The sequence below is a fragment of the Burkholderia oklahomensis C6786 genome (genome assembly GCF_000959365.1).
GTDB lineage: Bacteria > Pseudomonadota > Gammaproteobacteria > Burkholderiales > Burkholderiaceae > Burkholderia > Burkholderia oklahomensis.
In genome coordinates this window covers 3,385,383-3,410,311 of sequence record NZ_CP009555.1, presented here as the reverse complement: position 1 = coordinate 3,410,311, position 24,929 = coordinate 3,385,383, and the positions used below count along the sequence as shown (strand labels likewise).

Genomic DNA, 24,929 nt, shown 5'->3' with positions numbered 1-24,929 from the left:
CATTTCGAATGCACTGTCGAATGCACTTCGAATGCGGCCCGCGGGCCTGCCGGCCACGCCGCTCAGCGCGCGGCTTCGTAGAGCGTGCGCGCGAGCGCGTTGTGCCGCGCGACGACCGGCTCGATCTCGAGCGTCGTCAAGCGCCCTTCCCGCACGACGACGCGCCCGTTGACGACGCTGTACGCCGCCTGCGACGGCGCGCAGAACACGAGCGCCGCGACGGGATCGTGCAACGCGCCCGCAAACTGCGGCGCGCGCAAGTCGAACGCGACGAAATCCGCCGCCATGCCGGGCGCGAGCGCGCCGATGTCGTCGCGGTTCAGCACGCGCGCGCCGCCCAGCGTCGCGATCTCGAGCGCATCGCGCGCCGTCATCGCATCGGGCCCGAAGCCGACGCGCTGCAGCAGCAGCGCCTGCCGCACCTCGGCGACCATCTGCGCGCCGTCGTTCGACGCGGAGCCGTCGACGCCGAGCCCGACCGGCACGCCCGCGACACGCATCCGCCGCACGGGCGCGATGCCGGACGCGAGCCGCATGTTCGAGCACGGGCAATGCGCGACGCCCGTGCCGGTGCGCGCGAACAGCGCGATGCCCGGCTCGTCGAGCTGCACGCAGTGCGCGTGCCACACGTCGCGCCCGACCCAGCCGAGATCCTCCGCGTATTCGGCGGGCGTCATCCCGAACTTCTCGCGGCTGTACGCGACGTCGTTGACGTTCTCCGCGAGGTGCGTGTGCAGCGACACGCCGTACTCGCGCGCGAGCGCCGCCGCATCGCGCATCAGCCCGCGGCTCACCGAGAACGGCGAGCACGGCGCAACGACGACGCGCAGCATCGCGTAGCGGCCGTCGTCGTGATAGGCCTCGATGACGCGCTGCGTGTCGCGCAGGATGTCCGGCTCCCGCTCGACAACCGAGTCGGGCGGCAACCCGCCGTCGCGCCGGCCGACGCTCATGCTGCCGCGGCTCGCGTGAAAGCGCATGCCGATGCGCCGCGCGGCCGCGATGCTGTCGTCGAGCCGGCTGCCGTTCGGATAGATGTACAGATGATCGCTCGACGTCGTGCAGCCGGACAGCAGCAGTTCGGCCATCGCGGTCAGCGTCGACACCTCGATCATCTCCAGCGTCAGGTGCGCCCAGATCCGATACAGGCTCGTGAGCCAGCCGAACAGCTCGGCGTTCTGCGCGGCGGGAATCGCGCGCGTGAGGCTCTGGTACATGTGGTGGTGCGTGTTGACGAGCCCCGGGATCACGAGATGGCCGCGCAGGTCGAGCACCTCGTCCGCGTGCGCCGGCAGCCCGGCGCTCGGCCCGACCGCGACGATCCGGTTGTCTTCGACGTAAAGGCCCGCGTCGCGCAGTTCGCGGCGCGCGCCGTCCATCGTCACGAGCACGTCGGCGTGCTTGACGAGCAGCGTCTTCGGACGGGCCGGGGAAAGGGATTGCGCGCCGTCGCGCGCGCTCGGGTGTCGTTCCATCGTCGTTCGATCTCCATATCGTTCCGCCGTCGAGGCGGTGCGTCTTGCTCGAACGCGACGCGCGGCACGCACCGTGCCGCCGCGTCCGTTCGAACGCCCTGGCCCGGTTACCCGGCGTACCTGCCGTCTTCGGGGTGCGCGGCCGGCCGCGATCCCCATCGGACCGCCGGGCGCCTGCGCACCGGCCGAGCATCGCGCAACGCGGCGCGCCGCGCAAGCGGGCCGCGCGCATATTCGCCTTCACGCAGCCAATATGTTCGGCTACCTTCGATCACGGGACAACGCAAAAACGCGCCGTATCGCCCGAGCGCCGTTTCGCCGGCGCGGCCCGCGCGCATACGCGCTCCGGCGCGCATGGACGCGCCGTCATGCGGCGCGCATTATCTTCGTTATCGCTCACGGTTTCCTGTCCGAACCTTTTTACAATGGCTGCACGGCGCTCGCTTCGATCCGCCGACGGGTATGTAGCCACTGACGTGGAGCCTCGATCCGCCATAGCAGCATCGGATCGAGCCGCCGCCGATCCTCGCAACTACACAAGGACATTGCGAATGGGAAAGCTCACTACCCACGTACTCGACACCGCGCACGGCCGTCCGGGCGCCGCAATCAAGATCGAACTCCATGCGCTTTCGGGCGACGGATACCGCCTGCTGAAGACCGCGCTCACCAATGACGACGGCCGCTGCGACGCGCCGCTCCTCGAAGGCGACGCGCTCACGGCCGGCACCTACGAACTCGTGTTCCATGCGGGCGACTACTTCGCCGCGCAGGGCGTCGCGCTGCCCGAGCCGCGCTTCGTCGATCTCGTCGTGCTGCGCTTCGGCATCGCCGATCCCGCCGCGCACTATCACGTGCCGCTCCTCGTGTCGCCGTGGTCGTACAGCACCTATCGCGGCAGCTGACCACGTATCGCTGCCCACACACGACAACGATCGACTCAGGAGGAGTTCATGGAAGGCTTCATCACCGACTGGCTGAATCTCGCGATCCGCTGGCTGCACGTCGTCGCCGCGATCGCATGGATCGGCGAGTCGTTCTACTTCGTCGCGCTCGACAACAGCCTCAAGCCGCCGAAGGACGCGCAGCTGAAGGCGCGCGGCGTGTTCGGCGAGCTGTGGCACGTGCACGGCGGCGGCTTCTACAACATGCAGAAATATCTCGTCGCGCCGCCCGAGATGCCGGAAGACCTGCACTGGTCGAAGTGGCCGTCGTACACGACGTGGATGTCCGGCTTCGGCCTCTTCTTCGTGCTGTACCTGCTCGCGCCGAACACGTATCTGATCGACAGGAACGTGCTCGACATGGGCCCCGTCGTCGCGGTCTCGGCCGCGCTCGGCTTCCTGCTCGCGGGCTGGATCGTCTACGACTGCGCGTGCCGCCTGCTCGGCGGCCGCGACAAGCTGCTCGGCGTGTTCGTCGGCGTCTACGTGGTCGCGGCCGCGTATCTCGCGTGCCACGTGTTCTCGGGCCGCGCCGCGTATCTGATCGTCGGCGCGATGCTCGCGACGATCATGACGGCCAACGTGTTCTTCGTGATCATCCCCGGCCAGCGCAAGATGGTCGACAAGCTGCTCAAGGGCGAAACGCCCGATCCGATCTACGGCAAGCGCGGCAAGCAGCGCTCGGTGCACAACACGTACTTCACGCTGCCCGTCGTGTTCGCGATGCTGTCGAACCACTACGCGATGACGTATGCGAACCGGTACAACTGGATCGTGCTCGTCATCATCATGCTCGCGGGCGCGCTGATTCGTCAGTTCTTCGTGATGCGCCATCGCGGCCAGCAGCGATGGTATCTGCCGCTCGGCGGCGTCGCGCTGATGGTGATCGCGCTCGTCGCGACGATGCCGAAGCCGATCGCGCCCGAGGCGCAGGCCGCGAACGCGCCGAAGGTGGCGATCAAGGACATCGCGCCGATCCTGCAGCAGCGCTGCGTCGCGTGCCACTCGGCAAAGCCGACGCTGATGGGCAGCGCACCCGCCGGCGTGATGTTCGACACGCCCGACGAGATCGCGCAGAACGCGCCGCGGATCTATCAGCAGGCGGTGCAGTTGAAGGCGATGCCGATCGGCAACGTCACGCACATGACCGACGGCGAGCGCACGCAGATCGCCGCGTGGTTCGAGGGCGGCGCGACGAAATAGCTGTGTGAAGACGTCTGACGAACCGTCGGACCGGCGACCCGGCGACCCGACGATCGCCATGCTTTGCAGGCTCGCTTCGCGAGCCTGTTTTTTTTGACAGGCATCCTTCTTCTCGAACCCGAACCGCGTCGAAGCGGCGCGATGCCGAAACGACCGTGCGCCGATCGATCAGCGCGAACCGTCCGGCAAGCTCGGACAGCTTCCGCGCGATCGCGACCCGCTTGGGTCATGCACGGCTTCGCATCCCTACTGTTGAGCGCCGCTGCATGCTCGCGCCGCGCTCAATCACGCGCGGCGGCAAGCGCTTCCCGCTGCAGTGCGACGAGCGCGGCGAGCGCGCGCTCGCCGTCTTCGAACGGCACGAAGATATGATCGTGATGCGCGGCGGCGAGCACGTTGCAGCTGATGCCCGCGCGGCCGAGCGCCGTCGCGAACGCGGCCGTCAGGCCGACCGCGTGCAGGTCCGAATGCACGGTCAGCGTGATCCACGCGGCGCGCATCAGGATCGGCCAGCCGTGGCGCGCCACGACCGGCTCCTCGGCGACGACCGTCAGGCCTTCGGCTTCGCGAAACGTCGCGACGACGTCGGCGAGCAGGACCGGCGCGTCGGGCGCGATCGTCGTGAATGCATAGACGCCCGGCTGCAACGCGGGCTGAAGCGTGCACAGCAGTTTCGTCAGATCGGATTCGGGTTGGATCATCGGTAGCAATGTCGATGTCGGCATGTTGGCCGAACGCGTGGCGTGGATCGACGCGATAGCATCCGCCCACACGCGTCCGGCGTCGAATCGCGCCGCGCATACGCGACGATGCGCGATAAAAAAATGGCCCGACCGGCGCAAGCCGATTGGACCATGTTTCTTCGGTAGACGAAAGATCGGGCTTCGCGCGACCGTGCGCCGATGCTCGTTCGTCCTCGCTGCTGAGCCTTTGAACGATGCCCGGCGCACGTCAGACCGATGCTCGTTCAAGCTCCCCGCTTTCGCCTCGGGATGCCTGCCGGCGATGCGCGGCGGATGCCCGACGCAAACGACGTGACGCAACGTACCGCGTACTGCGCACCGCGCCGCGACGACGCGGCGCCATCACGCATCGCGACGCGCAGCCTCAAGCCGACACCACTTGCAGCGCATCCTCCGTCAGCCACAGCGACTCCGGCAGCCGCTGCTCGTTCAGGTTGAGCCCGTCGCCGCCGCGATCGACGACGATGAAATCGCTGACGCCGTGAAGCGCGATGAGCGGATGGTGCCAGACGCCCTTCGCATAGTTGACGCCCTGCCAGCCGCGCGTGACGAACGCGCGAATCCTCGAGGGATCGAGATCGCCCGCGGGCGCGACGACGACGAGATACGGCGCGTCGGCGAGCGGCACGAACGCCTGGCTGCCGAGCGGATGCCGCTCGAGCATCGTTACCTCGAACGGCAGCGTGCGCGGCTGTCCGCGAAACAGGTTCACGAGCGGCCGCCCGCCTTCGTCGGCGACGTCGACGCGCGCGAGATCGTGAAAGCGCATCGTCGTGCCGAGGTTGATCGGGATCTGCTTCGCACCGTCCGTCTCGATGACGTCGCCGAACGGCGCGAATGCGGCGCGGGTCAACGGTTCGATCGCGAGCGTCTTCATTGGTCGAGCGTGCCCCACACGCGCAGGCGCGACACGCCGCCATCCGGAACGATGTTCAGGCGCACGTGCGTGACGGGCCCGAGCGCGGCGAGCTCCGCTTCGAATTCGTGCTGCTTGTCCATCTGCAGCTTCTGCTCGCCGAGCAGCACCGGCCAGAACATCGCCTGCGTGACGAGCGAGCTGTCGGTGCCGCCCGTCACGTATGCGGCCTGGATCGAGCAGCGATCCGGATAATTGCCCTTGAAGTGCGCGGTATCGATTTCGATCTTGCGGATCACGCCCGGCTGCGCGAGCGCGATGATCGCCCAGTCGTTGCCCGGCTCGCGGCGGCGGCGCGTCTCCCAGCCGTCGCCCATGTTCACGCCGCGGCCCGGCAACAGCAGGTTCGACGCGAGGCCGAAGTGCTGGTTGTTCGCCGCGACGACGTAGCCGCCGTTCTCCATCGCGGCGAGATCGAACCGCTCGGACTTGCTCGCGCCCGCCCAATCGAGCTGCGGCTGACCGTGCACGCGCAGCCGCGCGATGCCGCCGTCCGGGTAGATGTTCACGCGCAGATGCGTGTACGCGTTCGCGTCTTGCGCTTCGACGTAGTGATGGCTGTTGCCCTGCAGCGTCGTCGACGGCACGATCTCGACCCACTTCGTCGCTTCGTTCGGCGCGCCTTCGGGAACGTGCGCGGCTTCGATCGACGCGGCGGGCGGGAAATTGCCGGTGAAGTGGCTCGTGTCGATGTCGAAACCCTTGATCACGCCGGGACGCGCGAGCTTCACGATGCACCAGTCGTAGCCCGTCGTACGCTTGCGGCGCGTCTCCCAGCCGTCCATCCATTTGCCGTGATCGTCGTACTTGCCCGGAATGAAGACGGCCGGCTCCGGATTCAGCATGCGCTCCTTCGGCGCGAAGAAATCGTCGCTCGCCTCGAGCGCCTGCGCGCCGAGGCGCGGATCGGCCAGATTCACGTAGCGCCGCGTGAACTCGGGTGCGTTCGGATCGGAAAGCGGAAGAGCCATCGTATTGTCCTTGTCGTGATGCGTGATGAGTGGAAAGCCGTCGCTGCACGTCGTCGCGTGCGTGCGCGGCGGGAAACGCGGCGCGCCGTGCGCACCGCAGCGGATGTCGTCGCGGCGAACGTGCCGCGCCGCGCATCGCCTGATTCGTTTTCGCCTCGCCGCGCGCGGCGGCATCGCGCCGCGCCGGCCGCGGCGTTCAGCCGACGCTCACGCGTCGATCAGGTCGTCGAGCCTGAAGCGCGCGATCCGATAGATCTGCTCGAGGTTCGTGCGCAATTCCTCGTCGCGCGAATGATCGACGCGCGCCTCGAAGTTCGCGATGATTCCATGCCGGTCGTAGCCGCGCACGGCGAGGATGAACGGAAAGCCGAACTTCTCGCGATACGCGCGGTTCAGCCGCTGCAGCTTGTCGAACTCGTCCTGCGTGCAGCGATCGAGGCCCGCGCCGCTCTGCTCGCGCGTCGATTCGGCGGTCAGTTCGCCGCGCACCGCCGCCTTGCCGGCGAGCTCCGGGTGCGCGTTGACGAGCGCGAGCCGCCGCGCCTCGCCCGCGGTCTCGACCGCGTGCCTCATCGTCCGAAGCAGCGCGTCGACGCTGTCGAACGGGCGCGCCTGCGCGGCCGCCTCGGCGACCCACGGCGAATGCTCGAAGATGCCGGACAGCGCCGCGACGAACGCATCCGTCGACATCGCGTTCAATCGATCGAGCGTGTAGCGCATCGCCTTCATCATGCGTCCCCCTCGCGTCGAGCGGGCCGATACGGATGATGCTCGCGCCAGTGCCGCGCGATGTCGACGCGGCGCGTCACCCACACGCGATCGTGCCGCTCGAGGTGATCGAGGAAGCGCTGCAGCGCGCGGAAACGGCCGGGGCGGCCGAGCAGCCGGCAGTGCATGCCGATCGACATCATCTTCGGCGCTTCGTCGCCCTCCTCGTACAGCACGTCGAACGCGTCGCGCAGATAGTGGAAGAAATGATCGGCGGTATTGAAGCCCTGCGGCGTCGCGAAGCGCATGTCGTTCGCGTCGAGCGTGTACGGGACGATCAGTTGCGGCGCCGTCGCGCCGCCCGACACCTCGACGTCCATCCAGAACGGCAGGTCGTCGCCGTAGTTGTCGGAGTCGTACAGGAAGCCGCCGTATTCGGCGACGAGCCGGTGCGTGTTCGGACTGTCGCGGCCCGTGTACCAGCCGAGCGGGCGTACGCCCGTCACGCGCTCGATCGCTTCCATCCCGAGCTTCATGTGCTCGGCCTCGCGCTCGGGCGTCATGTCCTGATAATGGATCCAGCGCCAGCCGTGGCAGGCGATCTCGTGGCCGAGCTCGACGAACGCGCGCGCGAGCTCCGGATGCCGCTCGATCGCCATGCCGACGCCGAACACGGTGAGCGGCAGCCCGCGTCTCTCGAACTCGCGCAGGATGCGCCACACGCCCGCGCGCGAGCCGTATTCGTAGATCGACTCCATGCTCATGTGGCGCGCCGGATACGCGGCCGCGCCGACGATCTCGGACAGGAACTGCTCGGACGCCGGATCGCCGTGCAGCACGCAGTTCTCGCCGCCTTCCTCGTAGTTGAGCACGAACTGCACCGCGACGCGCGCGCGGTCCGGCCAGTTCGCCTGCACCGGATGTCGGCCGTAGCCGATCAGATCGCGTGGATAGTTGGGATCGAATGCCATGATTGGATGCGAAGTAATGCCCCGTCAGCAGGTTCGCGCCCGCCGCGCGGCGCCTGGAAACTGGCGCTGCGAGGCCGGTGCGACGGATGGCCCAGTGTAGCGAAAACGCCCGGGACCGCCCATACGGGCACACGGATAGTGCATGTCAGACGGAATGTATGTGCGGTTGCGGAAAAACGTCGGGCGTCGCGGCGGCGAGCGTCGCCGTGCCGGATGCAGCCGTGCCGGCGGGCGCGGCATGCCCGGGCGCGAGCGCGCCGCCCGGGCTGAAGCGCGCGAACTCGCCGTCGTAGCGCTTCGCGAGCGGCCGCGCGAAGTCGCCGCGCTTCGCGGTCGAGAGCTTGAGCGCAATCAGCGCCTCCGCCCATTTGACGGCGGCCGTCACGCCCTCGACCACGGGCGCGCCGATCGCCGCCTCGATCTCGTGCGCGAACTCCGCCATTCCCGCGCAGCCGAGCACGATCGCGTCCGCGCCGTCCTCGTCGAGCGCGCGCCGGCATTCGTCGACGATCACGCGGCGCGCGGCCGAGCCGGGCTTGTCGAGATCGAGCACCGCGACGTCGGTCGCGCGCACGTTGCGGCAAAAACGCTTCATCCCGTAGCGCTCGGCGAGATGCCACGCCATCCCGCAGGTGCGCGCGAGCGTCGTCACGACCGAGAAGCCCGGCGCGAGCACGCTCGCCGCATGCATCGCCGCCTCGGCGATGCCGATCACGGGCCCCCGCGCGAGCTCGCGCGCCGCGTACAGCCCCGGATCGCCGAAGCACGCGATCACATAGCCGTCGAAGCCGTCGCGCTCGCCCGCCGCGACTTCGGCGAGGAGGCCCGGCGTCGCGAGCGCCTCGTCGTAATAGCCTTCGATCGAGGGCGGCCCCATCGACGGGCTCACGGCGACGATCGCCGTGCCCGCCGATGCGACCTCGCGCGCGCAGCGACCCATCGTGTCGGCCATCCGCTGCGTCGTGTTCGGATTGATGAGCTTGATCTTCATACGGACTCCGTCATGCTTTTGCGAATGCGAGATAGAACACGCCGCCGAGCGCCGCGCCGATGAACCACGAGAAGTTCGCGAATCCGGACAGCGCCGGCGCCATCACGCACGCGACGGCGATCGCGGCCGCGGGCAAGAGCGCCGCGATCGCTCGCCGGTTCACGCCGCCGCGATACCAGTACGCGCCGTCCGTCGACATCGTGTACAGATCGCCGCGCACGAGCGCGCCGCGCTTCACGAGGTAGAAATCGACGATCAGCACGCCGTACAGCGGCCCGATGAAGCTTCCGAGCACGTCGAGCGTGTAATGGATCACGGCGGGATTGTTGAAGAGATTCCACGGCGTGATGAACACCGACGCGACCGCTGCGAACATCCCGCCCGCGCGCCAGCTGATGAGGCGCGGCGCGACGTTCGAGAAGTCGAACGCGGGCGACACGAAGTTCGCGACGATGTTGATGCCGATCGTCGCGATCATGAAGGTCAGCGCGCCGAGGATCACCGCGGTCGGATGGTCGATGCGGCCGACCGTCTCGACGGGATCGGTGATCAGTTGTCCGAACACAGGCAGCGTCGCGGCCGTCGTGATCACGGTGACGAGCGAGAACGCGAGGAAATTGACGGGCAGCCCCCAGAAATTGCCGCGCTTCACGCCCGCGTAGCTCCCGCAGTAGCGGGAGAAGTCGCCGAAGTTGAGCATCGGTCCGGAAAAATACGACACGACGAGCGAGATCGCCGTCGCCATCACCGGAATCACTTCGGCGCCGTGATACTTGACGCCGCCGAGATTGAGGCCGATGTTGCGCCAGCCCGCGCGCCACACCATGTAGCCCGCGAGGATGAACATCACGACGTAGACGGCCGGGCCTGCGAAGTCGATGAACTTCTTGATCGTCTCCATCCCGTTCCAGAACACGAGCGCCTGCAGCACCCAGAGCAGCATGAAGCCCGCCCAGCCGAGCGCCGAGAGCCCGAGGAAGCCATAGCGATGCACGTCCGCGTACGGCATCCATTGCGGGAAGAACTTGAGCACGACGATCACGAGCGCGCTCGACGCGAGATAAGTTTGGATTCCGTACCATGCGATCGCGATGAGCCCGCGGATCACGGCGGGCACGTTTGCGCCGAGCACGCCGAACGTCGCGCGGCACGCGACCGGATACGGCACGCCGAGCTGCTGGCTCGGCTTCGCGATCAGATTGCACAGCACGTTGACGACGGAAATGCCGACGATCAGCGCGACCAGCACCTGCCAGCTCGTCAGGCCGAGTGCGAACAGGCTGCCCGCGAACACGTAACCGCCGACGCTGTGCACGTCGGACATCCAGAACGCGAAGATGTTGTATGCGCCCCAGTTCTGGTTCGCGAGCGGCGCGAGATCTTCGTTGTACAGACGTTTGCTGTAGCCGGCGGGCACCGCCGCGCCGCCGTCCGGATCGCCGGGGCGATCTTCGTTCGGCCGATACGAGGCGCTTTGCTGCGCCACACTGAACTGAGCCATGACATCTCCTTGCCTGCCGCGGACGAGCCGCGCGATCGTCATTGAAACGCGGCCCGAACGTGGTCGCCCGGCGCCGCCCTGGCGGGCGGCCGCGTGCGCGGCCTCCCGGCATTTCGTCAGTTCAGTGAGCGCTGGGGCGCACGGCCGGGCCGTCAGCCCGGATTGCCGAACACCTCGCGCAGATCGACCGCGCCTTGCGCCGGCCGATCGAGCATCTTCAGCTCGACGTGCTGCAGATGGTGCGCCATCAGTTGCGCCGCGCGCTTCGCGTCGCCCGCTTCGAGCGCCGCGAGGATCTGCGCATGGTCGTCGAACGAGCACGGGCTGCGCCCGTGCGATTCATACAATGCCGACATCAGCGTCGAGCGCGCGACGAGCCCCTCCAGGCAATCGCGCAGCACCGTGTTGCCGGTCAGCGCCGCGAGCTCGGTATGGAACTCGCCGGACAGGCGGATCCACGCCGGGAAGTCGCGCCGCTCGAATGCGCTGCGCTCCTTGTCGATCATCGCCGCGACGCCCTTCAGGCGCTTCGCGCCCGGTCCCGTCGCGAGCCGCTCCATCACCGCGAGCTCGACGATCCGCCGCATCTCGAACACCTCGTGCACGTCCTGCAGCGTCGGACTCGCGACGAACGCGCCGCGATTCGGCTCAAGGTCGACGAGCCGATCGGTCGCGAGGAGCGCGAGCGCCTGCCGGATCGGGCCGCGCTTCACGCCGAACACTTCGCACAGCTGCGCTTCCGTCAGCTTCGTGCCGGGCGCGAGCCGATGCTCGAGGATCGCGGTGCGGATCCGTTCGGCGATCGACTCGGGGCTCGCGCCCGTCTGAGCGGAATCTTTCTTCGTCATGGTTCGCATCTCGTTATGGACAGCATCCTAGATTGGACATAAACATTGTCAACAATTTTGTTTCGTGATTTTGCACAATCCCGGCGATTCGGTTTGCTCGATGTTGGAACCATTGCCCCTCTTTGGCGCATCGCATCGAGCTTTCAGCGCATTCAATCGAGACTATCGACGCAAGCGCCCCTCTTTTTTGTCGACAATTTCGCCTCCGAATGATGCGCCGCGACAGCTCCGGCACGTTGCGACGGTGGATCGTTAGTTGCGTAATAGCGCACAAAAAAAGGCGGTCGCCCGCCTTTTCGTTCCGCATCCGCACGCGCGCGGCGCTCACGCCGCAAGGCACGGATAGTCCGACATCGTGAGCCTGAAGCCGTGCTCGTTCGCGACGAGTTCCGCGCGCGCGCCGAACGGCAGCGTCAGCAGATCGGGCACGTGGCCGAACTGCAGTCCCGTGACGACCGGAATGCCGATCACGCCGCGCACCTGGTCGATCATCGTCTGCATGTCGTAGCCGTTGTCGTACTCGAACGGGCGCGCGCCCGTGAACTGGCCGAGCACGAGCGCCTGCTGGCGCGCGAGGATGCCCGCGAGATGAAGCTGGTAGATCATTCGCTCGATCCGGAACGGCTGCTCGTTGACGTCCTCGACGAACAGGATCCCGCCTTCGATCTGCGGCATGTACGGCGTGCCGACGAGCGACGAGACGATCGCCAGGTTGCCGCCCCACAGCGTGCCCGACGCGTTGACGACTTGCGTTTGCGGCACGTCGGAGACGATCGTCGTCGACGGCTGCGTGAGCGTCTGCCAGAAATGCGCGAGCGTGAACGCGCTCGGCGCTTCCGCGCCGAAATCGGCGGACAGCATCGGCCCGCCGAACGTCTTCACGCGCGCCTTCGCGTAGAGCGCGAGCTGGATGGCGGTGAAGTCGCTGTGGCCGACGAGCGCGATCGGCTTGTCGCGCAGCCGGCTTTCGAGCCCCCGATAGTCGAGCCCGTGAAGAATCCGTGCGGCGCCGTAGCCGCCGCGCACCGCGAGGCCGATGTCGGGCAGCGGCAGCGACGCGTCGGCGAGCCGGTTCAGATCGCCCGCGCGCTCGCCGTCGGTGCCGGCGAAGCGCTGATAGCGGCGCTGCGTCGCGTCGAGGTTCTCGACGCGATGCTGCTCGACGCTCAGGCGTTCGAGCGCGCGATCGATGGCGGCGGGGTCGTGCGGATAACCGGAGGGCGCGAGAAGGCGGATGGTGCGCGGCGTGCGGAACGTGGAAGTCATGAATTCGCTGGGAAGAATCGATCGGACGTATTTAGAGGCGCCCCGCACCGCTCGGTTCATTCGTCGCGCGGCGGCGCATCGGGCGCCTGCTGCGCGCGGCGAGCCTCGCGGATCGCCTGCCGCCGCTCCGCGAAGAATGATTTGAGCGCCGCGCCGCATTCGTCGGCGAGCACGCCGCCTTCGACCGCCGTGTGATGGTTCAGGCGCGCATCGGCGAACGCGTCGACGACGCTGCCGCACGCGCCCGTCTTCGGATCGGGCGCGCCGAACACGACGCGTGCGATCCGCGCGTGCATGATCGCGCCCGAGCACATCAGGCACGGCTCAAGCGTCACGTACAGCTCGCAGCCCGGCATCCGGTAATTGCGCAGCGCGCGCGCGGCGGCGCGCAGCGCGGCCATCTCGGCGTGGGCGGACGGATCGTGGCCGCCGATCGGGTGGTTGAAGCCGCGGGCGATCACCTCGTCGCCGCGCACGATCACCGCGCCGACCGGCACTTCGCCTGCCGCGCGCGCTTCGTCGGCGGCTTCGAGCGCCATGCGCATGTAGCGGCGATCGCGCTCGGCGTCGGCGCGCGCGAGCGGCGATGGCGGCTCGTCGGGCAGGATGCCGGCTGCTGACGCGTCGGCGGGCCTCACATCGGCCCCGCTTCGCCCTGCGCGTCGCCGAGCACGCGCTCGGACACACGCTCGGCGATGCGGCGGCAGTATTCGCGCGGCACGACCATCGGGCCGCCGCGCAGCGACTCCAGCGCCATGTCGAGGGCGAGCATCTTCGCCTGCAGACGGCAACGCGTCGCGCGGTCGCTGACCGCGCGCAGTTCGTCCTGCAGGTTGCGCAGCGCCCGCAGTTGCTCGACCGCGGGCGGCACGAAGCCCGCGTTCTTCAGGATCCGATTCGCGACGCGCACCTCTTCCGGAACGAGCAGATCGTCGTCCAGTTCCATCGGCGCGCCGGCGCCCGGCAAATCGTCGAACGCTCCCCGCGCGGCGGCGGCGGCGATACGTTGTTCGACTAGAGCGTCAAGCAGTTTCATCGGGATTTCATAACAATGCGGCATGCGGATTTTAGCAGGCAGCGCGCCCAGGTCCAGCCCATCCGAGCAAATGCTCGATATCCGAGCCCGGACGCGGGGAAAGGCGCTATTCTTGCTGCGGCCTCTCCAACCGCGCGGCGCTTGCCGCTCCACGCTCGCTCAGCGCAAAGAAGCAATGTCGATCGCCATTCGGCGCCGTGTTCGCGCCCTCGTTTTTGCCGCTTCGCTCGCCGTCGCCGGACTGTCGTCGGGCTGCGGCGCGATGTGCAGCGGCGTCGGCGGCAATGGCGGGTTTGCGGGCGGGTGTGCGACCGGGCTGAGGTTCTAGACGCAGCGGAACGCGCGGCGGGAGCGGATTCGGGCGGCGAAACGCCCGCCGCTCGCGGCATGGCCGCCGGCGGGCGGCTGTCGACGGCGGCTTTTCGCTCGTTCGGCCTGCAATGACCTGCGGTCGCTATCGCTCGTCCTTGCTTTCTGTCTTTTGCCTTTTGCGCCTCGCCGGCGCCCCGGCCCGTTTCGCGCGACGTCGTCCGACAGCCGTCGCTTCGTCATGCGCACGCGCTTCGCGACAGGCTCGGCCACCTCCCGCTTCCGGGCCGAATACGCCGAGGACACGCCCGTCGCCTCATCTTCGACGATCACGGCCCTAGCGTCTTCCCGGCTCTGCTCCAGCAAGCCATTCCTTGTTCCGGCGGCGCGCCCATTCCCGATCGGCGAGTCGCCGGGCCACCGAATCGCCCCGAATCGCCCCAATTGTTCCGAATCACTGCCCGCGGAAGCCGCCGGCGACGGCGTCCGCGCGCCGGCTTCGCGTCAGCGCCCGCCGAGATAATCCATCTTGCCGAGCGGCACGCCCTTGTGCCGCAGGATGTCGTACGCGGTCGTCGTATGGAAATAGAAATTCGGCAGCGCAAAGCCGAGCAGATACGACTTGCCGTCGAACGTCATCACGCCGTCCCGCAGCGGCAGCTCGATCGTGCGCGTTTCGCTGCCGTCGAGTTGCACCGGCTGGATCGTCTTCAGGAAATCGATCGTCTTGCCGACGCGCGCGCGCAGCTCGGCGAACGTCGTTTCCGTATCGGCGAACGACGGCACCGCAATGCCCGCGAGCCGCGCGCCGCATCCCTTTGCGGTATCGCTCGCCCGCTGGACCTGCGCGTCGAGTGAGTACATGTCGTCGTGGAGCCGCGCGCGAACCAGTTCGGCGGGATCGATGCCCTGCGAGCGCGCGTGCGCATCGCCCTTGTCGAGCACGGCCGACAGGTTGTTCAGGCCGCGAATCAGAGCGGGAATCGAGACGTCGTACATCGAAAGTGCCATGGGTTCTCCTTGACGGGTTCGTTGATTGTCCGCGGGCGGCCGGCTGCGGCCGACGCCGGCTTCGTAGCATAGACCGGATCGGCCGGCCACGCTCGCCGTCGCGCGGCGGCGTTCGGCGGCGTTCGGTGTGCGATACGCACGGGACCACTGGGAAGACTCACGGCCTCGAACCCGCTTTCCTGCCGTCGCGCCCTTCGCCGCGATCACGACCTCGCCTCTGCATCGCGACCTTGCGCCATCCAGTTGCATTTCAAAACCATCAGATCTATTCTCCGCATAGTTTCATTTTGCAACTACACAAACGGAACACTCGCATGCAAGCTCCCCAAGCGGCGCCTGCCGCCCCTCCGATTCGCACGACCGATTCCCCGGCGGCGTCTGCGACGCTGCCGCGCGGCGCCGTCGCGCTGTTCGCCTGCGCGAGCGGCCTGAGCGTCGCCAACGTCTATTACGCGCAGCCGCTCCTCGATGCGCTCGCCGCCGAGTTCGCGATCGGACGCGCGGCGATCGGCGGCGTCGTGACCGCGACGCAAGTCGGCTGCGCGCTCGCGCTGCTGCTGCTCGTTCCGCTCGGCGACCTCGTCGACCGCTGGCGGCTGATGCTCGTGCAATCGCTCGCGCTCGCGGCGACGTTGACCGTCGTCGGCATCGCGCCCGCCGCGTCCGTCCTGTTCGCCGGCATGCTCGGCGCGGGGCTTTTCGGCACGGCAATGACCCAGGGGCTGATTTCGTATGCGGCGAGCGCCGCGGCGTCGCACGAGCGCGGACGCGTGGTCGGCGCCGCGCAGGGCGGCGTCGTCATCGGGCTGCTGCTCGCGCGCGTATTGGCGGGCGTCGTCAGTGATCTGGCCGGATGGCGCAGCGTCTATTTCTGCTCGGCGGCGACGATGCTCGTGCTCGCGGCGCTGCTCTGGCGCAAGCTGCCCGGCCTCGCGCCGGCATCGCCGCGCATCGGCTATCCGCGCCTCATCGTGTCGCTCTTCGTGCTGCTGCGCGACGCGCGCGTATTGCAGATCCGCGGAACGATCGCACTGCTGATGTTCGCCGCGTTCAACATCTTCTGGAATGCGCTCGTGTTGCCGCTGAGCGCGCCGCCCTACGGGTTCTCGCACACCGCGATCGGCGCGTTCGGGATCGTCGGCGCGCTGGGCGCGCTCGCCGCCGCGCGCGCCGGGCATTGGGCCGACCGCGGCTTCGGACAACTGACGAGCGGCACGGCGCTCGCGCTGCTGCTCGCATCATGGCTGCCGCTGTCGCTCATGCCCGCGTCGTTGTGCGCGCTCGTGACCGGCATCGTGCTGCTCGACGTCGGCGGGCAGGCGATTCATGTGATCAATCAGAGCATGATCTTCCGCGCGCAGCCCGACGCGCACAGCCGGCTCGTCGCCGTCTACATGCTGTTCTACTCGGCAGGCAGCGGCCTCGGCGCGATCGCGTCGACCGCGGTCTACGCGACGGCCGGATGGCGTGGCGTCTGCATGTTGGGCGCGTCCGTCAGCGCGGCGGCGCTCGCGTTCTGGGCGGCGACGCTCAGGCTGATGCCGGGCGAGTTCCCGCTTCGCATCACGGCGAACGAGCGCGGTAGCGAAACAGCGCGGTAGTCGCCTATCGGCGCGCGAGGTCCGCTCTGCCGCCGATATATCGCATTCGGACTCGGGCAGCCGGGATCGCGTTGCGTCGAGCGCCGCCGTCCCGAGCAGCATCCCGACGGCATCCCGACGGCAATCGATCGGCCGCGCGAAGCCGCCGCGACGCCGGGCGCGAGCGGCCGGTGCGGCGCACCGCTTTGCCGCTTCGCGCCGCCTCGCTTCCGCGCATCGTTCGTCAGGCCCCGTCGGGCACGAGCAGATCGATTCTGCGCGTGCCCGGATAGGCGAACGTGCAGGCGCACAGCAGGACGCTCGCCGCGCCGCTGACGACGAACAGCAGCGCGACGCCCCCGCCCTTGCCGATGCCGAACCATGCGCTCGCGATCTGCGCGGCCGCGCCGCCCGCCGACAGCGCGGGCTCGAGCAAACGATCGACGACGAATCCGCTCGCCGCGACGACGGCGGTCACCGTCGCAATCGTCGACATGCTGACGAGCGACAGCACGCTCGCCTTGTGCCGCACCGGTATCTTCCGCATCCACAGCGCGTTGCAGCATCCTTCGGCGACGCTGCCCGCCGCGAGCGCGACGAACGCGATCGCGCAATACGACGACGTCGCCGACACGAGGCCGATCGACAGCATGCACAGAGACAGCACGGCGTCCGCCGCCACGACGATCAGCATCAGGCGCTGCGGATTCGTCGTCGCGACGAGGAGCGACATGCCGGCAAACCCGCCAAGCGCCGCCGACGCATAGACGAGCCCGAGCTGTTCGCTCGCGTGATTCGCGAGCACGAGCGGCGCGATCATCAGCGTCGCGAGCGAAATCAGCGCGCTCTGGATCGTCACGTACGCGAGCAGGCCGAGCATCAGCGGCTCCGCCCGGAAGAAGCGCAGCGCGCTCGCGATGCTCGTCAGCACGTCGCGGATCAGCGGCCGGCCTGCGCGATACGGATCGCCGCGCGCCGGGCCGAGATGCCGCAGCGCCTCGATCACGAACAGCATCGCCGCGCCGCTCGCGACGAGATTGATCGCGAATACCGCCTGCAGCCCGACGCCGCCCATGATCATCCCGCCGAGCAACGGCGCGACGAGCGTCGAGACGTTCTTGCCCATGCCGATCAAGCCGTTCGCGCGGGTCAACGGGCCCTTCTCCAGGATCGAATTGATCGATGCCTGATACGAAGGCGTCCGAAACGCGCCGACCGCCGATGCGCAGCCGTTGAAGACGTACAGATGAACCGGCTGCAACCGGTCGGTCCATAGGAGCGCCAGCAACAGCGACGTCAACAGCGCGAGCGTCGCGTCCGCCGCGACGATGATGGTCTTCCGGTCGACCCGGTCGGCGAGACCGCCTGCGAACGGCAGAATCAGCAACGACGGCAGCGTCGCGGCGATCACCGTGTTCGAGAACGCCATCACCGAGCCGGTCTGCCGATAGACCCACACGCCGAGCGCAAACGACATCAGCGCCGCGCCGAACTGCATCGACGACTCGCCGAGCCAGAAAAAATAGAAACGTCGACCTAGCGACATGCAGTCCTTATCGGTTCGAGCACGATCAAGCGCAAGCGGCGCGAACGTCGTCGCGATCGGCGTGCGCGCCGCGCGACGGCAGCGCGGACAGGCCTGCCGGATTAGATCATCGGCCATGCGCGATGTCTGTCACGGGAATGCATGACGAAGGCCGTTGTCCGGCGTTCCGGGGACAGACGCTCCGCCGGCGCGGTGCTTTAATTTGCGTCACTTGCAAACGGCCGCGATCGCCGCCCGCGTTCGTCGACAGACGCCGAAGGCCGAATCGGGACGAACGACGCGAGCGCGACGCCGCTCGTCCCGCGACGCGTGCACGACGAGTCGACATCCGAAGGACATTCGAAAGCGAATCAATCTACTGCGGGCAGTCAGATGAGATATCCCTTGCGGGCGGCACAGCGCAACATCCACGCAGCGAAAAAGATCCACGAAGACCACCGGCTCGCGAATATCGGCGCGACGGCGCGCATCGTCGGCCCGCTCGATCACGATCTGTTCTGGCGCGCGGCGGACTTCGTCGCGCGGCACAGCCCGGCGCTGCGCTCATCGCTGTACGACGGCGTCGACGGCGTGTTCCAGATCGTGCACGACGACGCGCGCTTCGCGCGCGACACGCTCGACCTGCGCGCGCACGCCGATCCGCACGCGGCCGCGCGGCGCTTCGTCGACGACGATTTCGAACGCCGCCCCTTCGCGTCCGACGGGCGCGAGATCGCGAACGGCATGGTGCTGATCAGGGTCGGCGACACCGAGCACATTGCCTATGTGAAGTATGACCACACGCTGTTCGACGGGTGGGCAACGTCGCGCTTCTATACGCTGCTCTGCGATGCATACAACCGGCTGCGCGCGGGCGGCGAACCGGTCGCGTGGAGCGAGACGCGCATCGAGTCGATGCTCGACGACGAGCGCGCCTACCTGTCGTCCGGCAAATGCGCCGCCTCGCGCCGATATTGGGCCGAACGTCTCGCGTCGTACGACAGCACGTATTTCCGCCGCGCGACGTCGCTGTCGAACCGCCGCACGGTGCTCGAGCTGACCGCGCGCGAAGCCGCCCAAGTGCGCGCCTGGGCCGGAACGCGACACGCGAACGCATTCCATTTCTTCGCAGCCGTCCTGCACGCGACGCTGTTTCGCCTCGTCGCCGCGCGCGATCTCGCGATCGGACTGCCGATCCTGAATCGGCGCACCGCGACCGACAAGCAGACGATCGGCCTCTTTCTCGGCTTCTGCGTGCTGCGCACGTCGGCCGCGCCGGCCGATACGTTCTCCGATCTCGTCACCCGCATCGCCGCGCAGTTGAAGGCCGACTTCAGGCATCAGCGTTATCCGCTCGACGCGCTCGCCGGCGAGCAGGGCCGCCTTCCGTTCGAAGTGAGCCTGTCGTACGAAAAGCACGACTACGATGCGACGTTCGACGGCACGTCGATGACGGTGACGCCGCTGCGCACGCCGGTGCAAAGCTATCCGCTGCGGGTCTACGTGCGCGACTTCGACACACGGCGCCCGATCTTCGTCGACTTCGACACGAACGATTCGTGCTTCGGCGATCTCGCGCCAAATGCGCTCGTCGAAACGTTCCGGTCGGTGATGCGCGAAGCGCTCGACGATACGAACGCGCGCCTCGTTCCGGCGAAGCCATCGCGCAGCGACGCGCCGGCTGCGCGCACGGCCGCGGCCCCGATGCCGCGCCATGCGAATCTATGCAGCGCGTTCGAGGCGATCGCCGCCCGTCATCCCGCCGCCCTCGCCGTCTCGGGCGACGCCGGCTCGCTGACCTACGCCCAGCTCGACGCCCGCGCCAACGCGCTCGCCTGGTCGCTGCGCGCGATCGGCGCACGCCCCGAGCAGCGCATCGGCCTGTGCACCGGCCGCGACATCCATTTCGCGATCGGCATGCTCGCCATCCTCAAGACCGGCTCCGCCTACGTGCCGCTCGACTCCGCCTATCCCGGCGAGCGCCTGCGCTTGCTCATCGACGACAGCGCGATGATCGCCATCGTCGGCATGACCGACGAGCTCGACCGGCTCCCCCCGCACGGCCTGCCCCGCCGCGCGATCGAGCTCGACGGCGACGCGGCCCCGCGTCCCGCGCCGCCCCGCACCCTCTGCGCCGACCAGGCCGCCTACGTGATCTACACGTCCGGCTCCACCGGCACGCCCAAAGGCTGCGTCGTCACGCACGCGAACGTCCTGCGCCTCTTCGACGTCACCCGCGACCCGTTCGAACTCTCCAGCAACGACGTCTGGAGCGTCTTCCATTCGACCGCCTTCGACTTCTCCGTCTGGGAGCTGTGGGGCGCGCTGCTGCACGGCGCGCGCGCCGTCTTCGTCCCTTACGAGACGAGCCGCGACCCGCTCGCGTTCGCCGGCTTCCTCCGCGATCACCGCGTCTCCGTCCTCAGCCAGACTCCGTCCGCCTTCCGCCTGCTCGACCGGCAGCCCGCGCCGCTCCCCGCGCTGCGCCTCGTCGTGTTCGGCGGCGAGGCGCTCGCCCCGGCCAGCCTGCGCGGCTGGTTCGGCCGCCACGGCGACGCGCGCCCCCGGCTCGTCAATATGTACGGCATCACCGAAACCACCGTCCACGTCACCGCCCGCCCGCTGCAACGCGCCGATGCCGACGCCGACGCCGCCCTCTGCCCGATCGGCGAACCGCTCGCCGATCTCTCGCTGCAGATCCTCGATCCCCACGGCGCGCCCGCCCTCGACGGCGTCGCCGGCGAGATTCACGTCGGCGGCCCCGGCGTCGCGCGCGGCTATCTGAACCGGCCCGGCCTCACCGCCGCCCGCTTCGTCCCCGATCCGTCCGGACCGCCCGGCGCGCGACGCTATCGCGCGGGCGACCTCGCCCGGCGCCGCGCCGACGGCGAGATCGACTATCTCGGCCGCGCCGATCAGCAGATCAAGATCCGCGGCTTCCGGATCGAGCCCGCCGAGATCGAGGCCGCGCTGCGGCGGCATCCGGCCGTGCGCGACGCCGCCGTCGTCTGCGACGCCGACGCACGCGGCAATGCGCGGCTCGTCGCGTACGTCACGCGACGCGGCATCGACAACGCCGGCCGCGCGAGCGATTCGAACCCGCCGCCGCCCGGTTCCAGCGAACCGGACCGCCCGAGCCGCGCATTCGACGCATTCGACGCAGCCGCGCTCCGCGCCCATCTCGCCGCCTGCGTGCCCGCTCACATGCTCCCCGCGCACTTCGTCGCGCTCGCCGCGCTGCCCCTCACCGTCAACGGCAAGCTCGACCGCCGCGCGCTGCCCGCGCCCGAGGCCCTCCCCGACGCCGTCGCCCACGAGCCGCCCGCCACCCCCACCGAACGCCTCCTCGCCGACATCTGGACCCGCGTCCTCGGCCGCTCGCCGTCCCGCCACGACAGCTTCTTCGCGCTCGGCGGCGACAGCATCAATTCGCTCGCCGTCGTCACCGGCGCACGCGCGCAAGGCGTCTACGTATCGCCGCGGCAACTGCGCGAAAGTCCGACGCTCGAGGCGCTCGCCGAAGCGGTCGATCGCGATCCGCAATGGGGTGCGGCCGCCCCCGCCGCGCCCGTGCCGTTCGAACTGCTGACGGACGCCGACCGCGCATCGCTGCCCGACGGACTCGAAGACGCGCTGCCGATGTCGCGCCTGCAGCTCGGCATGCTGTTCCATCGGGAGCGCGACGGCGGCGCGGTCTTCCACGACGTGTTCCGCTACCGGCTGCGGATCGCCGCATGGAACGAGACCGCGTGGCGCGGCGCGCTCGCGGCCGCAACGCGCGCGCACGCGGCGCTGCGCACCGTGTTCGCGCTCGACGGCTTCTCGGCGCCGCTGCAGTTGATCCGGCGCGAAGCCGCCCCCGCGCTGCAGGTCTTCGATTGCCGCGCGCTCGACGACGCGGCGCAGCGGGCCGCGCTCCGCGCGTTCGTCGACGCGGAGCAGCGGCGCGACTTCGACGTCTCGCACGGTCCGATGCTGCGGCTCTTCATCCATCGCGTGGCCGACGACGCGATCGACGTCACGCTGAGCTTTCATCACGCGATCGTCGACGGCTGGAGCGTCGCGTCGCTGATGACGGACATCATCGTCCGCGCATGCGGCGGCCGAGCGGCCGCGCCCGAAAGCGATGCGCCCGTGCTCGCGCTGCACGCGGCCGCCGAGCGCGACGCGCTCGCGAACGACGCACTGCGCCGCGCGTGGCGCGAACGTCTCGCGCATTCGCCGGCGACGCCGCTCGCGAACGGCGACGCCAACGAACGCGGCGCGGCGCGCGCCCCCGATGGCCGGCGCGCGGTCGAGCGCGTCGTGCGGCGCGTGCCGTCGGCGCTGTCGCTCGCGCTCGTCGAGCGCGCCCGCGCACTCCGCGTCGAGTTGCGCTCGCTGCTGCTCGCCGCGCATCTGCGCACGCTATCGATGCTGACGGGATCGGACCGGCCGGTCACGGGCTACGTCGTCCACAACCGGCCCGATCATCCTCGCAGCGCGCGGGCGGCGGGCCTCTTCCTCAACACCGTGCCGTTCGGCGCGCGGCTCGCGCCCGGCTCGTGGGCGGCGCTGATCGGGCAGGTGGCCGCCGCCGAACGCGAGCTCGACGCGCTGAAGCGCCTGCCGCTCGCCGCGATGGCCGACGAGGCCGGCGCCGGCCGCCTGTTCGACGTCGCATTCAACTACATCCATTTCCATGTCTATCGCGACGCGCTCGCGCTGCCCGGCGTCGCGGTCGTCAATTTCGAGGCCCGCGAGGAAACCGACTTTCCGCTGCTCGTGCAGTTCGCGCGCGACCCGGCCGCCGACTGCGTCGACGTTTCGCTGCATTACGACGTCGCGCATTTCGCCGCGCCGCAAATCGAGCGGCATCTCGCGGTACTCGACGCGGCGCTGCGCGACATCGCCGCCGACGTCGACGCGTCGTGGCTCGCGATGCCGGTCGCCGGCGTACGCGACGCGCCAACCGCGCGCACGGCCGCGGCCCCGATGCCGCGCCATGCGAATCTATGCAGCGCGTTCGAGGCGATCGCCGCCCGTCATCCCGCCGCCCTCGCCGTCTCGGGCGACGCCGGCTCGCTGACCTACGCCCAGCTCGACGCCCGCGCCAACGCGCTCGCCTGGTCGCTGCGCGCGATCGGCGCACGCCCCGAGCAGCGCATCGGCCTGTGCACCGGCCGCGACATCCATTTCGCGATCGGCATGCTCGCCATCCTCAAGACCGGCTCCGCCTACGTGCCGCTCGACTCCGCCTATCCCGGCGAGCGCCTGCGCTTGCTCATCGACGACAGCGCGATGATCGCCATCGTCGGCATGACCGACGAGCTCGACCGGCTCCCCCCGCACGGCCTGCCCCGCCGCGCGATCGAGCTCGACGGCGACGCGGCCCCGCGTCCCGCGCCGCCCCGCACCCTCTGCGCCGACCAGGCCGCCTACGTGATCTACACGTCCGGCTCCACCGGCACGCCCAAAGGCTGCGTCGTCACGCACGCGAACGTCCTGCGCCTCTTCGACGTCACCCGCGACCCGTTCGAACTCTCCAGCAACGACGTCTGGAGCGTCTTCCATTCGACCGCCTTCGACTTCTCCGTCTGGGAGCTGTGGGGCGCGCTGCTGCACGGCGCGCGCGCCGTCTTCGTCCCTTACGAGACGAGCCGCGACCCGCTCGCGTTCGCCGGCTTCCTCCGCGATCACCGCGTCTCCGTCCTCAGCCAGACTCCGTCCGCCTTCCGCCTGCTCGACCGGCAGCCCGCGCCGCTCCCCGCGCTGCGCCTCGTCGTGTTCGGCGGCGAGGCGCTCGCCCCGGCCAGCCTGCGCGGCTGGTTCGGCCGCCACGGCGACGCGCGCCCCCGGCTCGTCAATATGTACGGCATCACCGAAACCACCGTCCACGTCACCGCCCGCCCGCTGCAACGCGCCGATGCCGACGCCGACGCCGCCCTCTGCCCGATCGGCGAACCGCTCGCCGATCTCTCGCTGCAGATCCTCGATCCCCACGGCGCGCCCGCCCTCGACGGCGTCGCCGGCGAGATTCACGTCGGCGGCCCCGGCGTCGCGCGCGGCTATCTGAACCGGCCCGGCCTCACCGCCGCCCGCTTCGTCCCCGATCCGTCCGGACCGCCCGGCGCGCGACGCTATCGCGCGGGCGACCTCGCCCGGCGCCGCGCCGACGGCGAGATCGACTATCTCGGCCGCGCCGATCAGCAGATCAAGATCCGCGGCTTCCGGATCGAGCCCGCCGAGATCGAGGCCGCGCTGCGGCGGCATCCGGCCGTGCGCGACGCCGCCGTCGTCTGCGACGCCGACGCACGCGGCAATGCGCGGCTCGTCGCGTACGTCACGCGACGCGGCATCGACAACGCCGGCCGCGCGAGCGATTCGAACCCGCCGCCGCCCGGTTCCAGCGAACCGGACCGCCCGAGCCGCGCATTCAACGCATTCGACGCAGCCGCGCTCCGCGCCCATCTCGCCGCCTGCGTGCCCGCTCACATGCTCCCCGCGCACTTCGTCGCGCTCGCCGCGCTGCCCCTCACCGTCAACGGCAAGCTCGACCGCCGCGCGCTGCCCGCGCCCGAGGCCCTCCCCGACGCCGTCGCCCACGAGCCGCCCGCCACCCCCACCGAACGCCTCCTCGCCGATATCTGGACCCGCGTCCTCGGCCGCTCGCCGTCCCGCCACGACAGCTTCTTCGCGCTCGGCGGCGACAGCATCGCGTCGCTCAAGGCGCTGAACGCGGCGCGGCATGCGACGGGCATCGATCTGCCGCTGCAGGGCATGTTCGCGCAGCCGACGCTGCACGCGCTCGCCGCGTGGATCGATTCGCTCGCCGCCGACGCGCGCGGGCCGGACACGCCGTCGCCCGTTCGCCGCGCGCCGCGCGTGCGCGCGCGGATTTCCGCCGAGCAGGACGGCTCGCGCCTCACCACTCTCGACAAAGCCCTCTGAG

Annotated in this window: 18 protein-coding genes; 4 read left to right on the top strand and 14 right to left on the bottom strand. The window is 69.3% G+C overall.

Annotation, left to right across the window (positions count from 1 at the left end):
- Nucleotides 1-62: 62 nt before the first annotated feature.
- Entirely contained in the window at nucleotides 63-1,475 is a 1,413-nt protein-coding gene (locus tag BG90_RS15145; protein WP_010115897.1) for an 8-oxoguanine deaminase, read from the bottom strand.
- A 551-nt stretch (nucleotides 1,476-2,026) separates the two neighbouring features.
- Here BG90_RS15145 and uraH point away from each other — a divergent pair.
- Both uraH and BG90_RS15135 read left to right on the top strand, forming a co-directional pair.
- A complete protein-coding gene (uraH, locus tag BG90_RS15140) occupies nucleotides 2,027-2,380 on the top strand; it encodes a hydroxyisourate hydrolase (RefSeq protein ID WP_010104464.1) in 354 nt (117 codons plus the stop codon).
- Nucleotides 2,381-2,428: 48 nt separating this feature from the next.
- Complete coding sequence (locus tag BG90_RS15135) at nucleotides 2,429-3,622, top strand: urate hydroxylase PuuD (RefSeq protein WP_010104466.1); 1,194 nt, start codon at nucleotides 2,429-2,431, stop codon at nucleotides 3,620-3,622.
- 281 nt (nucleotides 3,623-3,903) lie between these two features.
- Here the strand turns inward: BG90_RS15135 and BG90_RS15130 are convergent, their stop codons facing one another.
- The 12 genes from BG90_RS15130 to BG90_RS15075 form a co-directional block, all read right to left on the bottom strand.
- A complete protein-coding gene (locus BG90_RS15130; RefSeq protein ID WP_010115898.1) occupies nucleotides 3,904-4,323 on the bottom strand; it encodes an ACT domain-containing protein in 420 nt (139 codons plus the stop codon).
- Nucleotides 4,324-4,729: 406 nt separating this feature from the next.
- On the bottom strand, nucleotides 4,730-5,242 hold the full coding sequence (locus BG90_RS15125) for an ureidoglycolate lyase (RefSeq protein ID WP_010115899.1): 513 nt from the start codon (nucleotides 5,240-5,242) through the stop codon (nucleotides 4,730-4,732).
- Nucleotides 5,239-6,252: an allantoicase gene (gene alc, locus BG90_RS15120; protein WP_010104471.1), complete on the bottom strand. Its 1,014-nt coding sequence runs from the start codon at nucleotides 6,250-6,252 to the stop codon at nucleotides 5,239-5,241. Before alc ends, BG90_RS15125 begins: the two co-directional genes overlap by 4 nt.
- A 207-nt stretch (nucleotides 6,253-6,459) precedes the next feature.
- On the bottom strand, nucleotides 6,460-6,981 hold the full coding sequence (uraD, locus tag BG90_RS15115; RefSeq protein ID WP_025989873.1) for a 2-oxo-4-hydroxy-4-carboxy-5-ureidoimidazoline decarboxylase: 522 nt from the start codon (nucleotides 6,979-6,981) through the stop codon (nucleotides 6,460-6,462).
- Nucleotides 6,981-7,931 (bottom strand): allantoinase PuuE, encoded by a 951-nt coding sequence (gene puuE, locus BG90_RS15110; RefSeq protein ID WP_010115900.1) that lies wholly within the window; start codon nucleotides 7,929-7,931, stop codon nucleotides 6,981-6,983. The genes uraD and puuE overlap by 1 nt, the downstream gene beginning before the upstream one ends.
- Nucleotides 7,932-8,076: 145 nt before the next feature.
- The gene (locus BG90_RS15105; RefSeq protein WP_010115901.1) at nucleotides 8,077-8,922 is read right to left on the bottom strand and encodes an aspartate/glutamate racemase family protein; all 846 of its coding nucleotides are present in this window, start codon (nucleotides 8,920-8,922) and stop codon (nucleotides 8,077-8,079) included.
- A gap of 10 nt (nucleotides 8,923-8,932) precedes the next feature.
- A complete protein-coding gene (locus tag BG90_RS15100; protein ID WP_038801975.1) occupies nucleotides 8,933-10,423 on the bottom strand; it encodes an NCS1 family nucleobase:cation symporter-1 in 1,491 nt (496 codons plus the stop codon).
- A 152-nt stretch (nucleotides 10,424-10,575) separates the two neighbouring features.
- Nucleotides 10,576-11,271, bottom strand: coding sequence for a GntR family transcriptional regulator (locus BG90_RS15095; RefSeq protein ID WP_010115903.1), 696 nt, complete (start codon nucleotides 11,269-11,271; stop codon nucleotides 10,576-10,578).
- A gap of 324 nt (nucleotides 11,272-11,595) precedes the next feature.
- Nucleotides 11,596-12,537, bottom strand: coding sequence for a muramoyltetrapeptide carboxypeptidase (gene ldcA / locus BG90_RS15090; RefSeq protein ID WP_010104483.1), 942 nt, complete (start codon nucleotides 12,535-12,537; stop codon nucleotides 11,596-11,598).
- Nucleotides 12,538-12,593: 56 nt separating this feature from the next.
- Complete coding sequence (gene tadA / locus BG90_RS15085) at nucleotides 12,594-13,175, bottom strand: tRNA adenosine(34) deaminase TadA (RefSeq protein WP_010104484.1); 582 nt, start codon at nucleotides 13,173-13,175, stop codon at nucleotides 12,594-12,596.
- Nucleotides 13,172-13,573: a DnaJ family domain-containing protein gene (locus BG90_RS15080; RefSeq protein WP_010104485.1), complete on the bottom strand. Its 402-nt coding sequence runs from the start codon at nucleotides 13,571-13,573 to the stop codon at nucleotides 13,172-13,174. The genes tadA and BG90_RS15080 overlap by 4 nt, the downstream gene beginning before the upstream one ends.
- A gap of 813 nt (nucleotides 13,574-14,386) precedes the next feature.
- A complete protein-coding gene (locus BG90_RS15075) occupies nucleotides 14,387-14,893 on the bottom strand; it encodes a DUF1993 domain-containing protein (RefSeq protein ID WP_010104486.1) in 507 nt (168 codons plus the stop codon).
- A gap of 314 nt (nucleotides 14,894-15,207) precedes the next feature.
- Between BG90_RS15075 and BG90_RS15070 the strand changes: the two genes are divergently transcribed.
- Complete coding sequence (locus BG90_RS15070) at nucleotides 15,208-16,494, top strand: MFS transporter (protein ID WP_010115904.1); 1,287 nt, start codon at nucleotides 15,208-15,210, stop codon at nucleotides 16,492-16,494.
- Nucleotides 16,495-16,717: 223 nt separating this feature from the next.
- On the opposite strand, the gene BG90_RS15065 is transcribed toward BG90_RS15070, so the two are convergent.
- Nucleotides 16,718-18,019, bottom strand: coding sequence for an MFS transporter (locus BG90_RS15065; RefSeq protein ID WP_010115905.1), 1,302 nt, complete (start codon nucleotides 18,017-18,019; stop codon nucleotides 16,718-16,720).
- A 372-nt stretch (nucleotides 18,020-18,391) separates the two neighbouring features.
- Between BG90_RS15065 and BG90_RS15060 the strand changes: the two genes are divergently transcribed.
- Nucleotides 18,392-24,928, top strand: a complete 6,537-nt coding sequence (locus BG90_RS15060) for a non-ribosomal peptide synthetase (RefSeq protein ID WP_082094609.1) — start codon at nucleotides 18,392-18,394, stop codon at nucleotides 24,926-24,928.
- Nucleotide 24,929 lies beyond the last annotated feature (1 nt).